This window comes from Pontibacter rufus, assembly GCF_015694705.1.
Taxonomy (GTDB): domain Bacteria; phylum Bacteroidota; class Bacteroidia; order Cytophagales; family Hymenobacteraceae; genus Pontibacter; species Pontibacter rufus.
On sequence record NZ_JADQDR010000001.1, the window covers coordinates 543,533 to 561,542 of the forward strand.

At 45.5% G+C, this 18,010-nt stretch carries 20 protein-coding genes; 6 read left to right on the forward strand and 14 right to left on the reverse strand.

Translation table 11 applies throughout. The annotated features are described in order from the left end of the window. Positions 1–58 precede the first annotated feature (58 nt). The 10 genes from I2I11_RS02420 to I2I11_RS21510 form a co-directional block, all read right to left on the reverse strand. Positions 59–511, reverse strand: a complete 453-nt coding sequence (locus tag I2I11_RS02420) for a DUF1896 family protein (protein WP_196266054.1) — start codon at positions 509–511, stop codon at positions 59–61. A gap of 11 nt (positions 512–522) precedes the next feature. Then, positions 523–861: a DUF4134 domain-containing protein gene (locus I2I11_RS02425; protein WP_196266055.1), complete on the reverse strand. Its 339-nt coding sequence runs from the start codon at positions 859–861 to the stop codon at positions 523–525. A 235-nt stretch (positions 862–1,096) separates the two neighbouring features. Next, positions 1,097–1,600 (reverse strand): hypothetical protein, encoded by a 504-nt coding sequence (locus tag I2I11_RS02430; protein ID WP_196266056.1) that lies wholly within the window; start codon positions 1,598–1,600, stop codon positions 1,097–1,099. Between the two features lie 239 nt (positions 1,601–1,839). Beyond that, entirely contained in the window at positions 1,840–3,048 is a 1,209-nt protein-coding gene (locus I2I11_RS02435) for a hypothetical protein (RefSeq protein WP_196266057.1), read from the reverse strand. Positions 3,049–3,187: 139 nt separating this feature from the next. Further along, complete coding sequence (locus I2I11_RS02440; protein ID WP_196266058.1) at positions 3,188–5,392, reverse strand: ATP-binding response regulator; 2,205 nt, start codon at positions 5,390–5,392, stop codon at positions 3,188–3,190. Positions 5,393–5,397: 5 nt separating this feature from the next. After that, positions 5,398–5,979, reverse strand: a complete 582-nt coding sequence (locus tag I2I11_RS02445) for a GNAT family N-acetyltransferase (protein ID WP_196266059.1) — start codon at positions 5,977–5,979, stop codon at positions 5,398–5,400. 34 nt (positions 5,980–6,013) lie between these two features. Then, positions 6,014–6,154, reverse strand: a complete 141-nt coding sequence (locus tag I2I11_RS21180) for a hypothetical protein (RefSeq protein WP_230679839.1) — start codon at positions 6,152–6,154, stop codon at positions 6,014–6,016. Then, entirely contained in the window at positions 6,139–6,384 is a 246-nt protein-coding gene (locus I2I11_RS02455; protein ID WP_196266060.1) for a hypothetical protein, read from the reverse strand. Before I2I11_RS02455 ends, I2I11_RS21180 begins: the two co-directional genes overlap by 16 nt. A 285-nt stretch (positions 6,385–6,669) precedes the next feature. Further along, entirely contained in the window at positions 6,670–7,164 is a 495-nt protein-coding gene (locus I2I11_RS02460; RefSeq protein WP_196266061.1) for an IS1 family transposase, read from the reverse strand. Positions 7,165–7,204: 40 nt separating this feature from the next. Then, complete coding sequence (locus tag I2I11_RS21510; protein ID WP_196266062.1) at positions 7,205–7,585, reverse strand: IS1 family transposase; 381 nt, start codon at positions 7,583–7,585, stop codon at positions 7,205–7,207. Positions 7,586–7,965: 380 nt separating this feature from the next. Between I2I11_RS21510 and I2I11_RS02470 the strand changes: the two genes are divergently transcribed. From I2I11_RS02470 to I2I11_RS02485, 4 genes are all read left to right on the forward strand, one after another. Continuing rightward, positions 7,966–9,069, forward strand: coding sequence for a DUF4856 domain-containing protein (locus tag I2I11_RS02470; RefSeq protein ID WP_196266063.1), 1,104 nt, complete (start codon positions 7,966–7,968; stop codon positions 9,067–9,069). Between the two features lie 92 nt (positions 9,070–9,161). Then, entirely contained in the window at positions 9,162–10,280 is a 1,119-nt protein-coding gene (locus I2I11_RS02475) for an imelysin family protein (RefSeq protein WP_196266064.1), read from the forward strand. A gap of 92 nt (positions 10,281–10,372) precedes the next feature. Then, entirely contained in the window at positions 10,373–11,746 is a 1,374-nt protein-coding gene (locus I2I11_RS02480; protein ID WP_196266065.1) for an HTTM domain-containing protein, read from the forward strand. Positions 11,747–11,793: 47 nt separating this feature from the next. Continuing rightward, positions 11,794–14,160 (forward strand): TonB-dependent receptor, encoded by a 2,367-nt coding sequence (locus tag I2I11_RS02485; RefSeq protein ID WP_230679840.1) that lies wholly within the window; start codon positions 11,794–11,796, stop codon positions 14,158–14,160. Positions 14,161–14,354: 194 nt separating this feature from the next. On the opposite strand, the gene I2I11_RS02490 is transcribed toward I2I11_RS02485, so the two are convergent. From I2I11_RS02490 to I2I11_RS02505, 4 genes are all read right to left on the reverse strand, one after another. Next, entirely contained in the window at positions 14,355–14,570 is a 216-nt protein-coding gene (locus tag I2I11_RS02490; RefSeq protein WP_196266067.1) for a hypothetical protein, read from the reverse strand. A 75-nt stretch (positions 14,571–14,645) separates the two neighbouring features. Continuing rightward, a complete protein-coding gene (locus I2I11_RS02495; RefSeq protein WP_196266068.1) occupies positions 14,646–14,972 on the reverse strand; it encodes a four-helix bundle copper-binding protein in 327 nt (108 codons plus the stop codon). 26 nt (positions 14,973–14,998) lie between these two features. Then, on the reverse strand, positions 14,999–15,274 hold the full coding sequence (locus I2I11_RS02500) for a thioredoxin family protein (RefSeq protein WP_196266069.1): 276 nt from the start codon (positions 15,272–15,274) through the stop codon (positions 14,999–15,001). Between the two features lie 71 nt (positions 15,275–15,345). Next, a complete protein-coding gene (locus tag I2I11_RS02505) occupies positions 15,346–15,711 on the reverse strand; it encodes a metal-sensing transcriptional repressor (protein ID WP_196266070.1) in 366 nt (121 codons plus the stop codon). Positions 15,712–15,981: 270 nt separating this feature from the next. Between I2I11_RS02505 and I2I11_RS02510 the strand changes: the two genes are divergently transcribed. Continuing rightward, a complete protein-coding gene (locus I2I11_RS02510; RefSeq protein ID WP_196266071.1) occupies positions 15,982–16,932 on the forward strand; it encodes a DUF1259 domain-containing protein in 951 nt (316 codons plus the stop codon). A gap of 28 nt (positions 16,933–16,960) precedes the next feature. Next, complete coding sequence (locus tag I2I11_RS02515; RefSeq protein ID WP_196266072.1) at positions 16,961–17,986, forward strand: YncE family protein; 1,026 nt, start codon at positions 16,961–16,963, stop codon at positions 17,984–17,986. The last annotated feature ends 24 nt before the right edge of the window (positions 17,987–18,010 follow it).

The following is an 18,010-nucleotide window of genomic DNA, read 5'->3' on the forward strand; positions in this document are numbered from 1 at the left end:
CCCCACGTTTTTCATCTTCACTAATTGCTTTTAATCTTGCTTGGAATCGGCATCTGATTTAACCAGATGCCGATTCTGTCGCTTGCTCTATGTATTGTTGTATTGTTCCCTGGATTGCGTTTTGCAAAGCCCCGTTATTCTCATTTTCTTCGGAAAATCGTAATGCTTCAAATACTGGTTCACATGAGTTGATGAGATTTACGATCTCATAGGTCAGCATACCAGCTTCTTTCATCCGAGCAAAGTATTGCTCGAACTCTTCTTCAAGCAAACTGCGGATATAGTTAAATTTTGAAGGCCGCAAATCTTTTGTCAGATCATTAAGGCATAGTTCTTCTATGATGTACTGGGGTTTATTTTCTGCCAATAGGTTCTCCAAAAGAGGCTGGACATTTTGAAATTTTTGCTCCAGATACCGGGTAAGCGAAAAGTCTTCTTGCAGGCGAAGCATTACATCAGGGTTATTTTGGACGATATAACTCCGCAATTTTTCTATTAAAATGGCTTGCATGAATGTGAATTTTATACGCCGAAGAAGGATTTAATAACAGTAGCTACAACAACGAGAAACACACAGCTACCAAACCAGGCGGCAGCAACCTTGCCCGTATCCTGATCACCGGCATTCCACTTTTGATACACCTTAACCGCTCCGATTAAACCTAACAATGCACCCACAGCGTACATAAGTTGGGTACCCGAATCAAAATAACTTCGTACTTTCTGGTTTGCTGCATTAATACCGGCGTTCCCATCTTGCGCCATTGCTGCCAAATGAAGACTGACCAGTACAAGGGCTGCACCAACTGAGAATAATTGCTTCCGATTAATTCTTCTAAATTTCCATTTACACATTTTCATAACACATTATTTAAAAGTTGAACATTTACATCGTTGAGACTTTCCCAAACCTCTCCGCCGGCACTCCGGCAGAGAGGAAGGAAAGCGGCTGCCATCTCCAGTTCTCATTTACCAACATCACAAGCTCTACAGCACGGAGAAGGGATGGGAGCCAATATCTTTATCATACTCATTGAAGAAATAAAGCCTTCTAAACCTTCCTGTATTTCAACAGGAAGGCTGGAAGGCGGCCCCATCACACTACCGTATTCCACAACATCACTACTTCCTCTTCACTGATTGCGATGGAGCCATATTTTCCGCATTCCGAAATAATCAGTTCATTTATGGTTGACTGAAACGGAGAATCTTTTAAATGCGGGTATTCTTTTAAGATCAGTTGAAGTAAAAGGAAAAATTCCTGCTTGATATATTGTTTTGTTCCGGCATCGGCAATAGCTTCTTTCAGTCGTAATATGAGCCGTTCAATATCCTCAAAAGTATCGTCGGAAGTTTGAGCAAAGGAGCTATCTGAGAAGGAGAGGTCAGATTCGATTTGTTTAAATGGATCATCAGGATTGTTTAGCGGAATATCATCTACTATCTCATCACCCGAAGAACGTATCTTACCTTTTCGTCTAACGGTTAAGAATTGTTGGAAGTCGCGGGAATAAAAGCATATTCCAATTAATATGTAATAAATTGCCAGTAGAAGGATAATTACAACTATGTAATTTGTCCAGGAAATGCTTGTAAACATATGCTTCTTATTTTATCATTTTCACCAATCAACCTGATGCTGTCAAAGCAATGTGGTTGTTTAAATTTCTACACAAAGGAACATCGGCATGAAAGCGTTTACAAGTCCAACTTTTTCCTGTACCCAATTTGTACCCCTTGTACCCAACTGATAATCAGTGAGAAAAAAATAGTTTGGCTTAAAAAAAATAAAAAAGCCTCCGCATCGGAGGCTTACAAGTCATCTGATACTATTTATATTTAGTATTCTTTTATCTTCTTAATAATTTTTTCCAAAGTTTCAATAGCTATTTTTTTATCTCTTTCTTCAGCAGTATAGGATTTACTGCGCATAGAATCATAGGAAAGATTTTCTTTGTAAGGTGTGGAAAGGTTTGGAACGATTGTCTTAAATACTTCATTCATAGAACGTGCTATAAGAACTTTCAGCTCATCGGCAGCACGCAGTATTAAACCTGTCTGGTCAGTTGATAAGATGCACAGTACTTTAGATTTTTCATTTTCAACAAGTGTTTTTTCTTTAATATTTTCCGTTTTGTCCCGCAATGGAACGATATACAAATGAAGCTTTTTTTCAAGGTAAAAGATCTCCTGTGTAAACCAATTGCTGAATTCATCTTTGAGATCAATTTGTTGAGGATACAAAGCGGTACCTGCCTTACGATGCATCTGGTTAAATTCTTTATAATGGAAGAGCAAGCAATCCATTTTTGCAGAGATACTTTCGTATGCATTAATCTTATCAGCAATATATTGAGTAAGGTAATCCTTATAATCCTTGCTATTGAAGTTCAGGTAAATGAGTAACATATCCAATGATGAATAGATGTTCTTTTTGTCCACCGGCTCCTTTAGTGCTTCAAGTTCTTTCAGTAATTCTTTCACGTAAAGCACTTCCTGGAAAGTAACAGGATAATTATCTTTAGGCGGATTAACAAAGGAATACAAGGTGTTGAAGACAATATCTTTAGCCTTCCCATTCATTATTTGCTTGTTTAATTTAGCCTTAAGCTTATTCAACCTTAATTTCAACTCTTTTTTTGTTACCGAAAGGTAGGTTACCGGCACACGCTCATCAAGGCACAGATAAGTTGAAAACCGAAGTTCTATAAAAGAAAGAAGTTCATCAAGACAGGTAATTATTTCTGTTGCGAGCTGATTGAGAGCTGGTTCTTTAACCGAAATATATTTACGATTTACTGATGCCTGGTCAAGCAGGATAATCAAAGCTGAATGGTACTGTTTAAGGAATAACTCAATTTGTTTTTCTTTAGTCAATCCAAAAACATGGTTCTTCAATAAAGATTGAAGCCGTTCTTTTTCATCCGCTATTCTGGCTATGGCTGTTTTTATTTGCTCATCAGTTATTGTTGAAACATCGTTTTTCGCAGGATTAAGCGAAATAGTAATCAAAGAATCCAGCCACTCTAAAGTATATCTTCCGCACATGGATCGTAAATTGAATATGGTGAATATTTTCCATATTCAAAATTGAGCATTTAACCTTATCGAAAGAATAAGGTATTTACCGTATTTTTGTACGCGATAACCAGTATATTAATAAGTTATCAGTAAACTCAAGGTTGAGTTAGGATTTTAATTTATTGATTAGCTCCACTTTATTGATAACACCTATTTTTTTAAATATATTTTGAATGTGTTTGGATACCGTCTTTTCGGATATAAACAAGCCTTCAGCAATCGATTTATACCGTGTTCCTTTTAGGATAAGTTTAACAATTTCTATTTCCCGGTTAGTAAGCTGATAAAGTTTACATTTCTGATCCAAATCCGCTGGAGATTCAGAACTTGAGGTATCTGCTTCTGAGCTGTTTAAAATTTTAAGGTTTGAAATTGATGAATCTAAAATCGCTTTTTTCTGCTTTTTGATATTGTTCAGCACAGTTTCAATTTTTTGATAAAGCACTTCAAATGAAAATGGTTTTTGAATGAAATCAATTGCGCCTAAGCGTAAACCTTTAAGCTTATCAGTTGGGGTTGATTTGGCTGATAAGAATATTATAGGAATATGGGCATAAGCTCTTTGCTCGGAAATTACTTTAACAAAAGCAAATCCATCCATTTTATCCATCATAATATCCGATAGAATTAAATCAGGGAGAACGGGTAACTCCTGCAATTTGTTTAATGCTTCTACTCCATTAATGGAACAGAAAATATTATATTTAAGACTTAGCTTCTTAAAAAGGAAATGAAGCATCGATTTATTGTCTTCTATAAGCAGTATTGACTGCCTGTCCGGTAAATAAGGAGTATCAGTAATGTCAAAGTTTTCAATGTTATAAATTAATGATTGAGCTTTTAATGTACTTTTCGCTTTAACATCCCCTTCAGCTAAATTATGTCTATCAAATGTTATCGTAACTGTTGTCCCAGGCATTTCAGTTGGATTGCTCTCGATTTGAATAAATCCACCTAAACTATCTGTTACTTTTTTCACAATTGGCAATCCAAGCCCCATACCTTGCAAACCAGTTTTTTTGTGACTTATTTGATAATATGGTTTAAATATTTTTTTTTGAAGGTGAGGTAATATACCGATGCCATTATCTCCGACAGAAAAAATAATTTTATTTTCAATGGTCTTCAATGTTATTTCGATTCTTCCTCCGGTATGTGAAAATTTGATCGCATTTTCTATCAGGTTATTAACTATCCTGTTAATAGCATTCGGGTCTGCTTTTATGAAAACATTTTCCTGAATGCTTTTACTGCATACAAGGATTTGTTTTTGACAATAATATTCGAACAGTACAAAACTGTCTTTTAGAATTTCACTGAAATCTGTTATTTGGTTATGATTATATACACTGAATCCCTTTGTAAATCTTTCCAGATCGAATAAATTAGTTATATCATTCGTTAGTTTATCTACACCACCCTTTATAATATCTAATTCTTCAACTGAGCCGTACTTATTAATATATTCTTCTAAATAATTATTGACGAGTGTTAATGGTGTTTTTGTTTCATGAACCAGGTTGATGAAATTATTAGTTTTTTGTTCATTTATCTTTTCCAGTTCTTTCGTTCGTTTATCAACCTCTTCTTGCAGATTAGTATTCCAGTTCAAAAGAAGCAGTTCAGAATCCATCAGCCTTTGATGTTCAATTCTTGTTTGCTTTATATGCCTGTTTACTTGTAAACCAAATAAAAGCAAAAAGCCAGTATTCGTAATAGAAGCTTCTATTGCCTGACCCTGATTAAAATAAGCAATAAAAGGCAAGCCAATCCAGGATGATAAACTAAAAAACAATACTGCTATTTCCGTTTTAAATTCTCTGCTGCTGAAATCATTATCATACTTATATTGTATAGCTTTTATTAAGGAATAAATAATCCATAATGTATACAAAACCGGAAGGATAAGTAAATCTTGAGCTGTCGCTAAATCATTTGATTTAGCAAAAACTATAACAAAAATGAAGTAAGGTAGGATTAAGAACAAGTAAACGCCTTTGTAAGCATGGAATTTCATCTTCTCTAATCCAAAGGCTTTGTAAACGTAGTAGGGAAAGTAGCAGGGGGTAATAAATCCTGTAGCGTAGGCAATAACCTCCTGAAGAAAGAATGAACCGGGTAACTCCGGATCTGGCAACAAACCTCCTGTCACATTATAAATTATCAATAAAAAGATAAGAACTATGTTTAGGAATGTGGTCTTATCATCAGGTCTGGCAAACCTATAAATTACCAGATAGAATAAGATCGCTATTTCTACACATACAAAAATAAATGTGACAATGTGCATTTCTGTTCCGAATACCAGCATATGCACTATGGTTTGGCAAGCTCTCTTCTAAGAAAAAATAGTTTATAGCTTAAATCTGCTTCATGGTAAATATTAAAACCAAACTTTTGATACCAAGGTAAATTTTTTAAGGTAGAGGTTTCCAGGTAGATAGGTCTCCCTTTAACCCGGCTATCTTCTATTAGTTCATTCAGGAGAACACCACCAATTCCGAGATTTTGATAATCCGGACCAACTCCTATGAACCATAAATAATACATAAATTCTTTCGGCTGTATTTTCTTAATCATCGATTCCCTGGCAAGAGTTTTTTTGATGTTTTCTATACCGACACAGGAAAGAATCAATTTTACATCCAGCAAAATGGATTTAAATGTTGTTTTCTTTTTATCAGGGTACAATACTAATGCACATGCTTTCTTATCATTTGATAAGAATACATCTCCAAACAGATAACAGACGTCAAAAGAATATTCCATCAATACACCTATCCGATCTATCCTTTCTTCATCTTGCTTAACTATGTAATTCACACTTTGATTTGTTTCAAAGGATTTGGTAAGAATATCTACTACTAAGTTCTTGTCGCTATATTCTGCTTTTATCATTGATTATTTTTTAAGTCAATTAAACCCTGTGCTTTTACGTGTTTACTACACACGCGAATCTATCGGCATACGCTTTGTCTCCAATCAGAGCGGTGTCCTGTAGCCGGCCCATGAGCGGGCGCAAGGCAGTCAAGTCATGCGTGTTGGCCGGCGTAAAGCCTATGTGCTGGGGCAAGGATATCTGCTTAGGTCGGTGCCCGCCGACCAGGTGCAGCTTACAGCCAAAGTAATAGAGAGCTTCTTGGCCGAGCAGTAGCCTTTAGCGGTAAGGGCCGGGGCTACTTTAGGCTTGCGGCGGGCCGAGCAGGTGATAATAGAGCAGGAATCGGCCAGCAGCATTTCATCATTGCGTAGAATAGCAATGACAGACGTAGTAATAAAGGGGATAAGTTTTATTTCAAGCATAAAACTAAAACACCTCGAATGCTGCGTCTGTTCCTTTTTATGTCTTTTTTAACTCTTGATTCGCGTTGTAAGTAATATTTATTGAAATGGTTAAGCCTTTTGACGTAGCTTGAAGTCTGACTTCTAATAACTCCATTAATGGATGTCAATCGTTGCAGAAGCAGTAATCATCATAGCATCATGATAGTGTAAAGTGCTGCTATAGCTTTAATGTCTGTTGATCATTGCCCCTGCAGGCATTGCTGAAACTATGGATTCGGGCACGCTATATATACAGTGGTAGTGTTAAACAAGTAATGCTAAGTATTTGTTGTAGTGGCATATAAAGTACTTTATGGCACCGATGTGGTTTTCCAGCTTTTTAGAGAAAGCGAGCGTCTTTCTCACCAGTCTGCTGCACCTTTGCCTCATGGTGTTGTTGAACCTTTCGATATGGTTAGTATAACCCTTCTGCTTGCCTGCCGCCACATGCCGCTCCTCCTCCAGGATGTGGTAGCCGCTCCAGAAATCAGTAAAGAAGGCAGCGTTCCGGCGGAAAACCTCCGGCACTTTTTCAAACAGCAGCTTTGCGTCTTCCTGCCCTCTTCCTGCCACATGGAAAGCGATAATCTGCCTGTTAGCCGTGTTCATCACCAGCCAGAGCCACTGCTTATTTTCTTTGTTGCCCACAAAGCTCCACATCTCATCTGCCTCACAGCGGTATAGCTCACACAGCACCCCTTCTTTCTGCTCATACAGGCTCTCCAGCAGCGCCTCAAAAGCAGGCTCCTGGTTCAGCAATGGGTCAAATGCCGCAATATCCTCCCATGGCAGCGCAGGCTCAGCCGGTGCAGCGTTTTTTTAGAGCCTCTATCTTGTAGACATGCTCATCGAACCTGTCTTCCAGGTAAGCTTCCATCGCTTCTTTGGTGGGAAGGAGCACATGGAGGTCATCGGGCTGGGCGGCGTAAAGCTCGCTTACATAGCCCTGAAGCCAAACCTGGCTCACATCCGCTACACGGGCAATACCGGCAAGGGAAATCTTCTCCAGCAGGAGCTTAGCAATTAATGCCTTGTCTGAGTCGCTTATTAGCCTCTTTTCCCTGTCTACCACAAACTGCCTGCCGCAGTCTTTGCACAAACGGTTCTGCTTGCCGTTGTGGATGTGGCCGTTTAGCTTTATGTGGGTAGATGAGCAGGCTGGGCAAACTGTTTCTGTCATGGGCTTCTCTATTGGTCGTACTATATAGAAGACAGCAGCATTACTTGTTTGGTTCTACCATAAAGCGTTCAAAAGCGTTTTTGGGCAAACGGCAAAACAGTTCAGGGCCGCTGAAACAGCAAAATCCGCTGCAAGAAGATAAGCATGTCTCTTAGGCTTAGGTGGCAGGAAATGTAATAAGCTATTGTAGCGATTCATGTGTTTCTTTGTGCCTTCACACCTAAAGTTTCTCCTTCTCCCCGGGAATAGCAGGAGCCTTCCTTTCAAATAAAGTTCCACCTTATTTAAAATTGTTTTAAATAAGTCTTGCCTCAAGAACTTTTACCTCTTAGTTTTGCCACACTATTTAAAATAAGTCTAAATAAAAATAATGTCTAACTATGCTTACATCTATTAAAAGAAAAGTATTCCCTGTTCTGGGACTGGCTGCACTTATGGCAATGGCCTCCTGCTCCGATGACGGCAACGACGTAACGCCATCCTACGAGATTCCTGCTACTTACAACTTTGAAAACGTGAACTACGCTGGTCAGACCGCCCGCCTCGGTATGTTAACGGAACTGAGTAATTACATCAAAACGGGCAATGAAGGTGCGGTGCTGGACGCCAGCAAGATGAAGGCCATGTATGCCAACGCAAATGCTCCTTTCTCCAGCGCAGACTTGAATAATGCCGGTAAGCAGCTGAAGGACAAAACCATCGCTACGGCGCAGGCTCAGTTTGAAGGTTATTTCGATGCCGTGGCGCAGGCAAGCCAGTCGGCGGGAGCGGCTGCCAGTGACGGTACCGCCGGCATTCTGACCTCCGCCGACGGCGCCAGAAAATACCTGGTGGATGCCAACGGTGTAGTGCTGGACCAGTTTATCAAAAAAGGACTGATGGGCGCTGTTTTATACTTCCAGGCGGTAGACCATTATCTGACCGAAGAGGGAATCGGGGCCGCCGTGGACAACAAAACCGTAACGCCGGGCGAGGGCACGGCCATGCAGCACCACTGGGATGAGGCGTTCGGCTACTTTGGAGCGCCGAAGGATTTCCCTGCCAACACGGCCGATGCGCAGTATTGGGCGGGGTACAGCGCAGAAGTAGACGCAGCCCTGGGCAGTAACAAAACGATGATGGACGCCTTCCTGAAAGGCCGCGCCGCCATCAATGCCAACGACACGAAAGCCAAAGAAGCCGCAGCGGCCACCCTTCGCACAGAGTGGGAACGGCTGGCGGTGGCCGCTGCCATACTTGAGTTGAAAGACGCCCGGGAAAACGTGGCCGACCAGGCAAAGAAAAGCCAAAAACTGTCGGAAGCAAAAGGGTTTGTGATGGGGCTGAAGTATAAAACCGACCGCAAGATAACGGACGCACAGTATGAACAGGCAATGGTCAAAATCGGCACCAACTTTTATAACACCACTGCCGACGACATCGCCGCTGCCATCGACATCCTGAGTGCTGCCTATAACATGGACAGTATAAAAGGGCAGCTGTAGCAGCGATGATAACGAAGTATTTTGTTTAAGATGGAAGCGCAGCAGCTATGGCGTCTGCCCCGGCTGCTGCCTTTCGCTTTAAAGTATAGCGTATGAAAATTTGCAGAAAGTATACCCTGGCTGCCCTGGCCTGCCTGGCCACGCTGGCCGGGTGCAGCTCCGATAACGATGGCAACGGAAATCCCAAAACGGACTACGACCGCGAGGCCATGCTGGCCAACTACGCCAGCAACCTGATTGTACCGGGCTACCAGGCATTTCAGGCTAAAACAGCGGCAATGACTGCTGCCGTAGCTGCCTTCACGGCAAACCCGGCTGAGGCGACGCTAACTGATGCCCGCGCCGCTTACCAGGAGGCTTACAGGGCATGGCAGGACGTAAGTGTGTATGCTTTTGGCCCCGCCGACGAGCAACTGCTGCGCAGCAACCTCAACATTTATCCCACTTCCATTTCTGATATTGAGGGCAATATCGCCGCTGGCACCTACGACTTGCAGGCTGCCGCCAACCTCGATGCCAAAGGCTTTCCGGCATTGGATTATTTGCTTTACGGACAGCCTACCGAAGCCGAAGTGGTAGCTCTTTATACTTCGGACGCCAAAGCTGCTAACCGTAAAAAATACCTCCAGGACATAGCGAGCCTGATAAATCAACGGGCCGAAACAGTATATACCGGCTGGACGAGCGGCAACTATGCTGATACATTCAAGAAAGCAGCAGGCACGGCTGTAGGCAGCGCCGTGGGTAATATCGTTAACGAACTCAACTCCGATATCGACCTGACCAAGCGCGCCAAAGTAGGCATCCCAAGCGGCAGGTTCACAGCGGGCAGCGCCTACCCCGAAAAAGTGGAAGCCTACTATAGTCATGCTTCGTTGGAGCTGCTGAAGCGCACCATCAAAGCTGAGAAAGCCGTATTTACGGGCACAACCGCCTCCGGCGCCAACGGGCCAGGCCTGGATGATTACCTCGACCACGTGGATGCCAGGTATAACAACGGCCCGCTTTCGGATGCTATAGAGGCGCAGTTTGACGCCGCACTGGCCGCCGCCGAGGCCGTGCAGGAACCGCTTTCCGAAGCTGTAGCCACACAACCCCAAGCCGTTACCAAAGTATACGACGAGCTGCAAAAGCTCATTGTGCTTACCAAAACCGACATGCCTGCCGCGCTCGGCGTTACCATCACCTACACCGACAACGACGGCGATTGATGAATAACCGCTATGCTGTACTTCAGACTTTCGGCCTATAGTTGCAAGGAAGCAAGTTTTTCAGCTAATAGCGGGAAATTAAAAGGATACGCATGCTCCGGAACTTAAAGCCATATTTAACTGCCCCTGTGCCTGCTGCGCCGCTGGCCGTGTTCCGCGTTGTTTTCGGCGGGATGATGCTGGCCAGTATTGTGCGCTTTGTGGCGAAAGGCTGGGTAACAGAGCTGTACGTACTGCCCAAAGTTTACTTTCCGTACTACGGTTTTGAATGGATAAAGCCGCTGGGCGAGGCAGGCATGTATGGCTTGTTCGGGTTGATGGCGCTGGCAGCGCTGGGCCTGATGCTCGGGCTGTTTTACCGGCTGTCGGCGCTGCTGTTTTTTCTGAGCTTTACGTATGTGGAGCTGCTGGACAAAACCAATTACCTCAACCATTATTATTTTGTGAGCGTGGTGGCTTTTCTGCTCCTGCTGGTTCCGGCGCACCGCCATTTTTCGTTAGATGTGCTGCGCAAACCGCAGTTATGGGTGAGCCATGTGCCGCGCTGGGCAGTGCTTATTTTTCAAGTGCAACTGGGGCTGGTATACTTTTATGCGGGCGTGGCCAAGCTCAACCCTGACTGGCTGCTGGAGGCCATGCCGTTGCGCTATTGGCTGCCGGCGCACACGCACCTGCCCCTCATCGGGCCGTTGCTCGACAAAGTATGGGTGGCCTACCTGTTCTGCTGGTTTGGCGCTTTTTACGACCTCACCATTGTATTTTTCCTGAGCTGGCGCAAGAGCAGGTTGCTGGCTTACCTTACCGTGGTGGTGTTCCATGTGCTTACGGCGGTGCTGTTTCCTATCGGTATGTTTCCTTATATCATGATAATGAGCACGCTGATTTTCTTCTCTGCTGATTTCCATGAGAAATTGTTGGGCTTGTGCAGAAGTATAGCCCGCGTGCGAAAACCGGCATTCCCGAGATTTGCGGAAGCTTCCGGCCAGCCTATACTTCTATACTTGCTGGGGTTATACTTTGTGGTGCAGGTGCTGGTGCCGTGGCGCTTTCTGCTGTACCCCGACAGTCTTTTCTGGACCGAGCAAGGCTATCGCTTCTCCTGGCGCGTGATGCTGATGGAAAAAACCGGGACTGCCTTCTTTTATGTCCGGGATGCACGCACGGGCCATGAAATTGAAATCAACAACAAAAAGTACCTTACCCTAAACCAGGAGAAACAGATGGCCACGCAGCCCGACATGGTGCTGCAATTCGCGCACATGCTGCGCGAGGATTTTGCCAGGCGAGGCATACCTGTTGCGCAGGTGCGTGCCGAGGTGTATGTAAGTATGAATGGCCGGGGCAGCAGGCTTCTCATTGACCCAACGGTTAACTTGGCAGCCGAAAGCGAAAGCTTCCTGCCCAAGACCTGGATTTTACCTTTTGAACAAATAGCTCAACCGCAAAGCGTGGTGAGCCAGAAATAGAAAAAATGCGTTGTTCGCTTACTATTGCTCTTATACTTTGCAGCTGCATGGCTGCACTGGCACAAAATTTCTCCATTACCGGCAAAATCACCAAAGCCAATACCGGGCAGCCGCTGCCACAGGCCGAGGTGCTGCTTACCGGCGACGGCGCTATCGCCAAAGCTGACGCAAAGGGTATTTACCAATTCACGGGTCTGCCAGCGGGGACCTATACTTTAACGGCTTACAGTGCCGGCCTGGGCAGCGTAACGCAGCAGGTAATTATTGGCAACAGCAACGAAACACTGGATTTTATACTGAAGCCGCTGCAAGGAAGCCTGCGTGAGGTGGAAGTGAAAGGCCAGCGCGGAAAAACTTTTGGTATCACCCGCCTCAACGCTGTAGAGGGTACGGCCATTTACGAAGGCAAAAAGAGTGAGGTAGTGGTACTAAGAGACATCACGGCCAACCTGGCTACCAACAACAGCCGACAGGTGTTCTCGAAAGTCGCCGGGCTGAACATCTGGGAGAGCGACGGCGCGGGCCTGCAACTTGGTATTGGCGGGCGCGGCCTCAGTCCTAACCGCACGTCTAACTTCAACACGCGCCAGAATGGCTATGATATTTCCGCTGATGCGCTGGGCTATCCGGAAAGTTACTATACGCCCCCGACTGAGGCGCTGGACAGGATTGAAGTGGTGCGCGGCGCGGCCTCGCTGCAGTACGGCACGCAGTTTGGCGGCATGCTTAATTTTGTGATGAAGCAGGGACCGGAGGACAAACCCTTTGAGCTGACCTCACGCCAGACAATCGGCTCCTTTGGCCTCTTCAACACCTTTAATAGTATAGGTGGCACCAAAGGCAAAATAAACTACTACGGCTTCTACCAGTACAAGCGCGGCGATGGCTGGCGCGATAACTCCGGTTTTGATGCACATACGGCTTTCGGTTCGGCCAGATATAGCCCCTCGGACAAACTGGAAATCGGCTTTGACTATACTTATATGGATTACCTGGCACAGCAGCCGGGTGGGCTGACGGATGCCGCTTTTGCCGCTGACCCGCAGCAGTCGGTGCGCGACCGCAACTGGTTTAAAGTAGACTGGAACCTGCTGGCTCTGACGCTGGACTACCGCCTGAACGAGCGCACCAAGCTCAATGTGCGCAACTTCGGACTGCTGGCAGCGCGCGATGCGTTGGGCTACCTGGAGAAAATCAACCGTCCTGACCCCTTGGAAGAGCGCCTGCTGCTGAAAGACCGGTTCAACAACCTTGGCAACGAAACGCGCCTCATCCACCGCTACGATTTCCTGAACACGTTTTCTACGCTGTTGGTGGGCGTCCGCTACTATCACGGCTTCACAGTTCAAGAGCAGGGCGACGGTTCCCCGGCCTCCGGTGCCGATTTCAGTTTTTTTCCGGAGAACGGCTATCCCAACCAGTCCGACTACAATTACCTGAGCCGCAACCTGGCGCTGTTCTCGGAGAACATCTTCAACATTACATCAGAATTCAGTATCACGCCCGGCCTGCGCTACGAATGGATAAACACCAACGCTGATGGACGCTACAATGATGTAGTAACCGACCAGGCCGGCAATGTGATAAAAGATGAAACCATACCTGAGTATCGCAGCAACTCCCGCAACGTGCTGCTGCTGGGCCTGGGGCTGAGCTACAAGCCGGCTAACCGGATGGAAGTCTACGCCAACCTGTCGCAGAACTACCGTGCCATTAACTTCAATGATATGCGCGTCCTAAACCCCAACCAGCTTGTAGACCAGAACCTGCAGGACGAGCGCGGCTACAGCGCCGACCTGGGCCTACGTGGCGGTACGGCCGGTGTACTAAACTACGATGCCAGTCTTTTTTACTTGGCTTACAAAAACCGCATCGGCTTTAAGAACGTGGAGGGCACGACCAACCGTATCCGCACCAACCTTGATTTTTCGCGCAACATCGGCGTGGAGACTTTTATAGAGGCTGATTTGCTAAAATGGATGTATGGGCAGAAGTATCCCGCCAGCCTGTCTGCCTTCTCGAATGTAACGCTGGTAAACACGCGGTATGTTAGCCACGATAAGCGCATCGATGGCAACCAGGTAGAACTGGCCCCGCCGGTCATTGCCAAATTCGGCCTCTCGTTTAAGCGCAACAACCTTAAGCTGACTTACCAGTATGCTTACACCGCTGCACAATACACCGATGCGGTCAACAGTGAGCTGGAGCCAACCGCCGTGGTCGGCAGGATTCCGGCGTACTGGGTGATGGACCTGTCGGGCAGCTATACCTATAAATGGCTGACGCTGGAAACGGGCATCAATAACCTGACCGACAACCGCTATTTTACGCGCCGCGCTACCGGCTACCCGGGGCCCGGCATCATTCCTTCGGATGCCCGCGGTTATTACCTGACTTTACAGCTAAAGTTATGAAATTTGGGACGTTATATACTACGTTTATGGTTGGGGAAAGCGTAGAGCTTGTTTAATCAAAGTAGTAAAATATTATGAATCATCGAAGAGGCTCCTCTTAGCATTTGCCGTTGCCTGTCAGAAGGATATCATTCTGTGTATACTTGTCTAAAATTAAAAGAGCGGCCGTGTTCTGGCTGCTCTTTCAATTTCTATTACTTTTTCTTGCAGCAGGGAAGCACTTCCGCTCTCACTGTCGATGCTGCCAGCGTACATTCGGGCGTGCCCTTCAGCGGGCAGTTCTGAACGATTGGGCAGTCTGGGGTACCTTTCAATTGACATTCTTCCGGTTGGCTGCTTCCGAACGCTAAGAACGAGCTGCCTGCAAGCATCATGGTCGCAGTGGCGGCCCCTAAAAATTTACGTTTCATAATTATAGGTTTTGTTTTTTGTTGGGTATAGCAACAAAATTCATGATACAAAGCAACCATACCTTGCTTATGAATTTAAGCGGCCATAGCCTCACATTTTTCGGCACACTCTCTGCATATCTGTGCGCATTCCTGACACACCTCGCTGTCAAACTTGGCGCACTCTTCAGCGCAGTCTCTGCATACTTGAGCGCACACTTTGCTTACCTGCCCCACATAGTCCGACTTATTTGCACATAGGCTGGCACATGCTGTGGCGACGTCAATAGTATCCAGACACAACTTCTGACATTCTTTCATGTCAGGTTCTCCCATGTGTTCGGCCAAACAAACTTTGCTAGCTGTTACGGCATTGTAGCAGGAGTCTATGCACGATTGAGTTTCATTGCTTATTTTTTTCATAGTTTTTAAATTTTAGGTTTGATAATTTAAACAGGGTTCCCTATTCCAGCAGCCTGCAATTGTTCGCGGCTTACTCCTTTGCTTGAGCAGCATGAAAGAAGTTCACCATTAACCGCTATCGCTGGCAGGGAAGTGATATTATATTCTTTCACTTTATCCACGCATACTTTCGTATCGCACTGTTCTGAAACGTTGTAAACAGTAACATCACAGGATTCACAGGCCAATGACTGCACCATTTCCACTACCGGCTCACAGACTGGGCAACCTGTTGTAAATACTTCTACTTTTCTCTTGGTCATCGTTTTAGTGTTTTAATTTGTTTAACTGCTACAAAGCTACTACAGGGAGGCAGGGGGTGCGCAAGTGCTTTTTACCCTTTCTCTTGATTTTTTTTCATCTGTTCATAGACGGCCTGTATCTCCTTCATTTTTTCGGTTAGCTCACCAAGGCCAAGGTGTGGGAACTGGTTTCTTAGCCTCTCGATTGTATGTTCCTGCCCGCAATCGCCTGGGCACGCTTCCATTGTTTCTGAAAGCTTTACAGCCAGTGACTTCCTGAAAGCCTCATCCAGCAGCAGCAACTCCGCGTTCTCCAGCGCCTTACCGGTTGCCTTGAATTGTAAAAGGATTTGCTCCGGGTCTCTGTCGTTGTCAATCATTTTTATGATCCCGTCCAGTTGCCCCTTTATCGTATTCAATCTGGTCTTTACATCTCTTACTAAGTCCTTCTGTAGCATTTTCTATTATTTTCTTGAAATATAATGTCCGGTAGGGGTGGTGCCCAAACTTAAAGAGTTTTTTACCCATATCTTCGAAAAACGCATGAGCCATAACCCTTCAGATTACAAGAAGAGTATACCAAAAGGTAAAGCAAGTACAAAAGGTTAATTCTGTTCTATTTGTATGGAAGAAGATTCTTTAGCATTGTAGCAAACAGATTGCTGCTTTATACTTGTCGGAATTAAAAACGGCAACGTATGGATTAGCATGAACCCAAACAAAACAACATGAAAAAGCTTAACTTATTTATCTTATTACCTGCCGTGCTGTTATCAGCTTGCAACGGAAACAAAGCTCAGGACAATAATGCGGGGAACAATGATTCAGCCCATGTGGAGCAAGCTGCTGAACCGGCTACTTTTTCAAAGATCGAAAACCTGCCGGCTGGCATCGATACCATCTTTGGGAAAGCTCCTTCCAAAGAAGAGGGGTTTTACAAGTTCTCTTTCCCGCGCACTGATTTGCATGTTAAGCTCGATGGGGTCTCTATTGACCCGCGGCTGGCGTTTACCACCTGGTTTGCCTTTATGCCGGAACAGAACAGCGAGCAGGCCATGCTGATGGGCGATATGGTGCTCCTGGAAAAAGAGCTTCCGGCGGTAGAGAAAAAGCTCCAGGAGAGCGGTATTGCCATTACCGCCATTTATAACCATTTGCTGAACGAGAACCCTAAAATCATGTACTTGCATGTAGGTGGTACCGGAGACCCCGTGGCACTATCCAAAAAGCTAAAAGAGGCATTATCTCTTACCGGCACGCCGTTGCAATTGTCGTTTAACGATACTGCGGAAAATACTGACTGGAAAGACGTGGAGCAGCTAATGGGCATGCAAGGAAAGGTGAATGGCCCAGTGCTGAGTTTCGGCATTCCGCGAAAAGAAACTGTTGCCATGGGGAATATGCCTATACCCAAGGGATTTGGCATAGGCACCGGTCTGGCGTTTCAGAAAGTGGGTGATAAGGCGGCAATTACAGGTGACTTTGTATTGCTGGCGGATGAGGTAAACCCCGTCATCAAGGCACTTAATAATAACGGAATTACCGTAACGGCGCTTCACAACCACATGCTGGACGAAGACCCCCGCTTGTTCATGATGCACTTCTGGGCGGTGGGCAACCCCGCTGACCTGGCAAAGGGGCTAAAAGCGGCCGTAGATAAAACCGATTCGAAGCAATAAGGGCAAACATTTACCATCATAAACCGATATGAGCCTGCTTTCTGGGATTAGCATAAAAAGCACCTGTTTTGCCTTGCTCACCGGGCTCTTGGTTCTTCCTTCCGGTTGCAAGGCGCAGGGAACCTACGGCACCAGGTTTCTCTCCCTGCAAAAGGTGGTAAAGCTACCAGGAGTAAGGGGCCGCATAGATCACCTGGCCGTGGATAAAGCGCACCAGGTGGTATACATGGCGGCCTTGGGCAACAACACCTTGGAGGTAATTGATCTGTCCAAGGGGAAAGTGATTCACGAGATTAAAGGATTGGATGAGCCGCAGGGAGTTGCCTACCTGCCACAGGCAAACGCAGTCTTTGTCGCCAATGGGGGGAATGGCGTCTGTGCTTTTTATGATGCAAACACTTATAAGCAAAAGGCGGAGTTGGACTTAGGGGAGGATGCTGACAATGTGAGCTATGCGCAGGGAGACCAGACTGTTTACGTCGGCTATGGAAACGGCGGGATTGCATTAATTAATGCAGCATCCATGAAAGCAATCGGAACAATCCGGCTTCCAGGCCATCCGGAGGGCTTTGAGGTTGATTCGCTGACAAAGAAGATATGGGCCAACGTGCCCGATGCCCGCGTCGTAGCAGTGCTGGACGGCAAAAACAGGAAGGCCATTGATGCGTGGAGGATAAATGCGCCCTTGGCCTGCTTCCCCATAGCCTACAGCAGCCAGGATCACCGCTTGTTCATTGGTGGCAGAAGGCCTTCCCGTTTGTTGGTACTGGATAGTGAGACAGGCAAGAAGATAGCTGAAGCGCCTTGCGCAGGAGATGCGGATAACCTTTTTTATGATGCGGCCTCTAAAAGGATTTTGATCAGCGGGGGAAGCGGCTACGTAGATATCTTTAAACAGCAGGACACAGACACCTATACTCAGATTGCTCATATTGCTACGCGCATCGGCGCCCGTACTTCTTTATGGGTACCGGAGTGGAAAGAATTCCTGTTAGCGGTGCCGGAACGTAATGGCCAGCCGGCAGCACTGTTGGTTTACAAGATGAATGATTGATTTTTAAGGTAACTATACCCATTT

Coding starts and splice junctions, on each gene's coding strand:
- I2I11_RS02420 (WP_196266054.1), bottom strand. CDS start 511: ATGCAAGCCATTTTAATAGAAAAATTGCGGAGTTATATCGTCCAAAAT.
- I2I11_RS02425 (WP_196266055.1), bottom strand. CDS start 861: ATGAAAATGTGTAAATGGAAATTTAGAAGAATTAATCGGAAGCAATTA.
- I2I11_RS02510 (WP_196266071.1), top strand. CDS start 15,982: ATGAAAAAGCTTAACTTATTTATCTTATTACCTGCCGTGCTGTTATCA.
- I2I11_RS02445 (WP_196266059.1), bottom strand. CDS start 5,979: ATGATAAAAGCAGAATATAGCGACAAGAACTTAGTAGTAGATATTCTT.
- I2I11_RS02490 (WP_196266067.1), bottom strand. CDS start 14,570: ATGAAACGTAAATTTTTAGGGGCCGCCACTGCGACCATGATGCTTGCA.
- I2I11_RS02480 (WP_196266065.1), top strand. CDS start 10,373: ATGCTCCGGAACTTAAAGCCATATTTAACTGCCCCTGTGCCTGCTGCG.
- I2I11_RS02430 (WP_196266056.1), bottom strand. CDS start 1,600: ATGTTTACAAGCATTTCCTGGACAAATTACATAGTTGTAATTATCCTT.
- I2I11_RS02435 (WP_196266057.1), bottom strand. CDS start 3,048: ATGTGCGGAAGATATACTTTAGAGTGGCTGGATTCTTTGATTACTATT.
- I2I11_RS02440 (WP_196266058.1), bottom strand. CDS start 5,392: ATGCTGGTATTCGGAACAGAAATGCACATTGTCACATTTATTTTTGTA.
- I2I11_RS02505 (WP_196266070.1), bottom strand. CDS start 15,711: ATGCTACAGAAGGACTTAGTAAGAGATGTAAAGACCAGATTGAATACG.
- I2I11_RS02475 (WP_196266064.1), top strand. CDS start 9,162: ATGAAAATTTGCAGAAAGTATACCCTGGCTGCCCTGGCCTGCCTGGCC.
- I2I11_RS02495 (WP_196266068.1), bottom strand. CDS start 14,972: ATGAAAAAAATAAGCAATGAAACTCAATCGTGCATAGACTCCTGCTAC.
- I2I11_RS02455 (WP_196266060.1), bottom strand. CDS start 6,384: ATGCTTGAAATAAAACTTATCCCCTTTATTACTACGTCTGTCATTGCT.
- I2I11_RS02500 (WP_196266069.1), bottom strand. CDS start 15,274: ATGACCAAGAGAAAAGTAGAAGTATTTACAACAGGTTGCCCAGTCTGT.
- I2I11_RS21510 (WP_196266062.1), bottom strand. CDS start 7,585: ATGACAGAAACAGTTTGCCCAGCCTGCTCATCTACCCACATAAAGCTA.
- I2I11_RS02515 (WP_196266072.1), top strand. CDS start 16,961: ATGAGCCTGCTTTCTGGGATTAGCATAAAAAGCACCTGTTTTGCCTTG.
- I2I11_RS02485 (WP_230679840.1), top strand. CDS start 11,794: ATGGCTGCACTGGCACAAAATTTCTCCATTACCGGCAAAATCACCAAA.
- I2I11_RS02470 (WP_196266063.1), top strand. CDS start 7,966: ATGCTTACATCTATTAAAAGAAAAGTATTCCCTGTTCTGGGACTGGCT.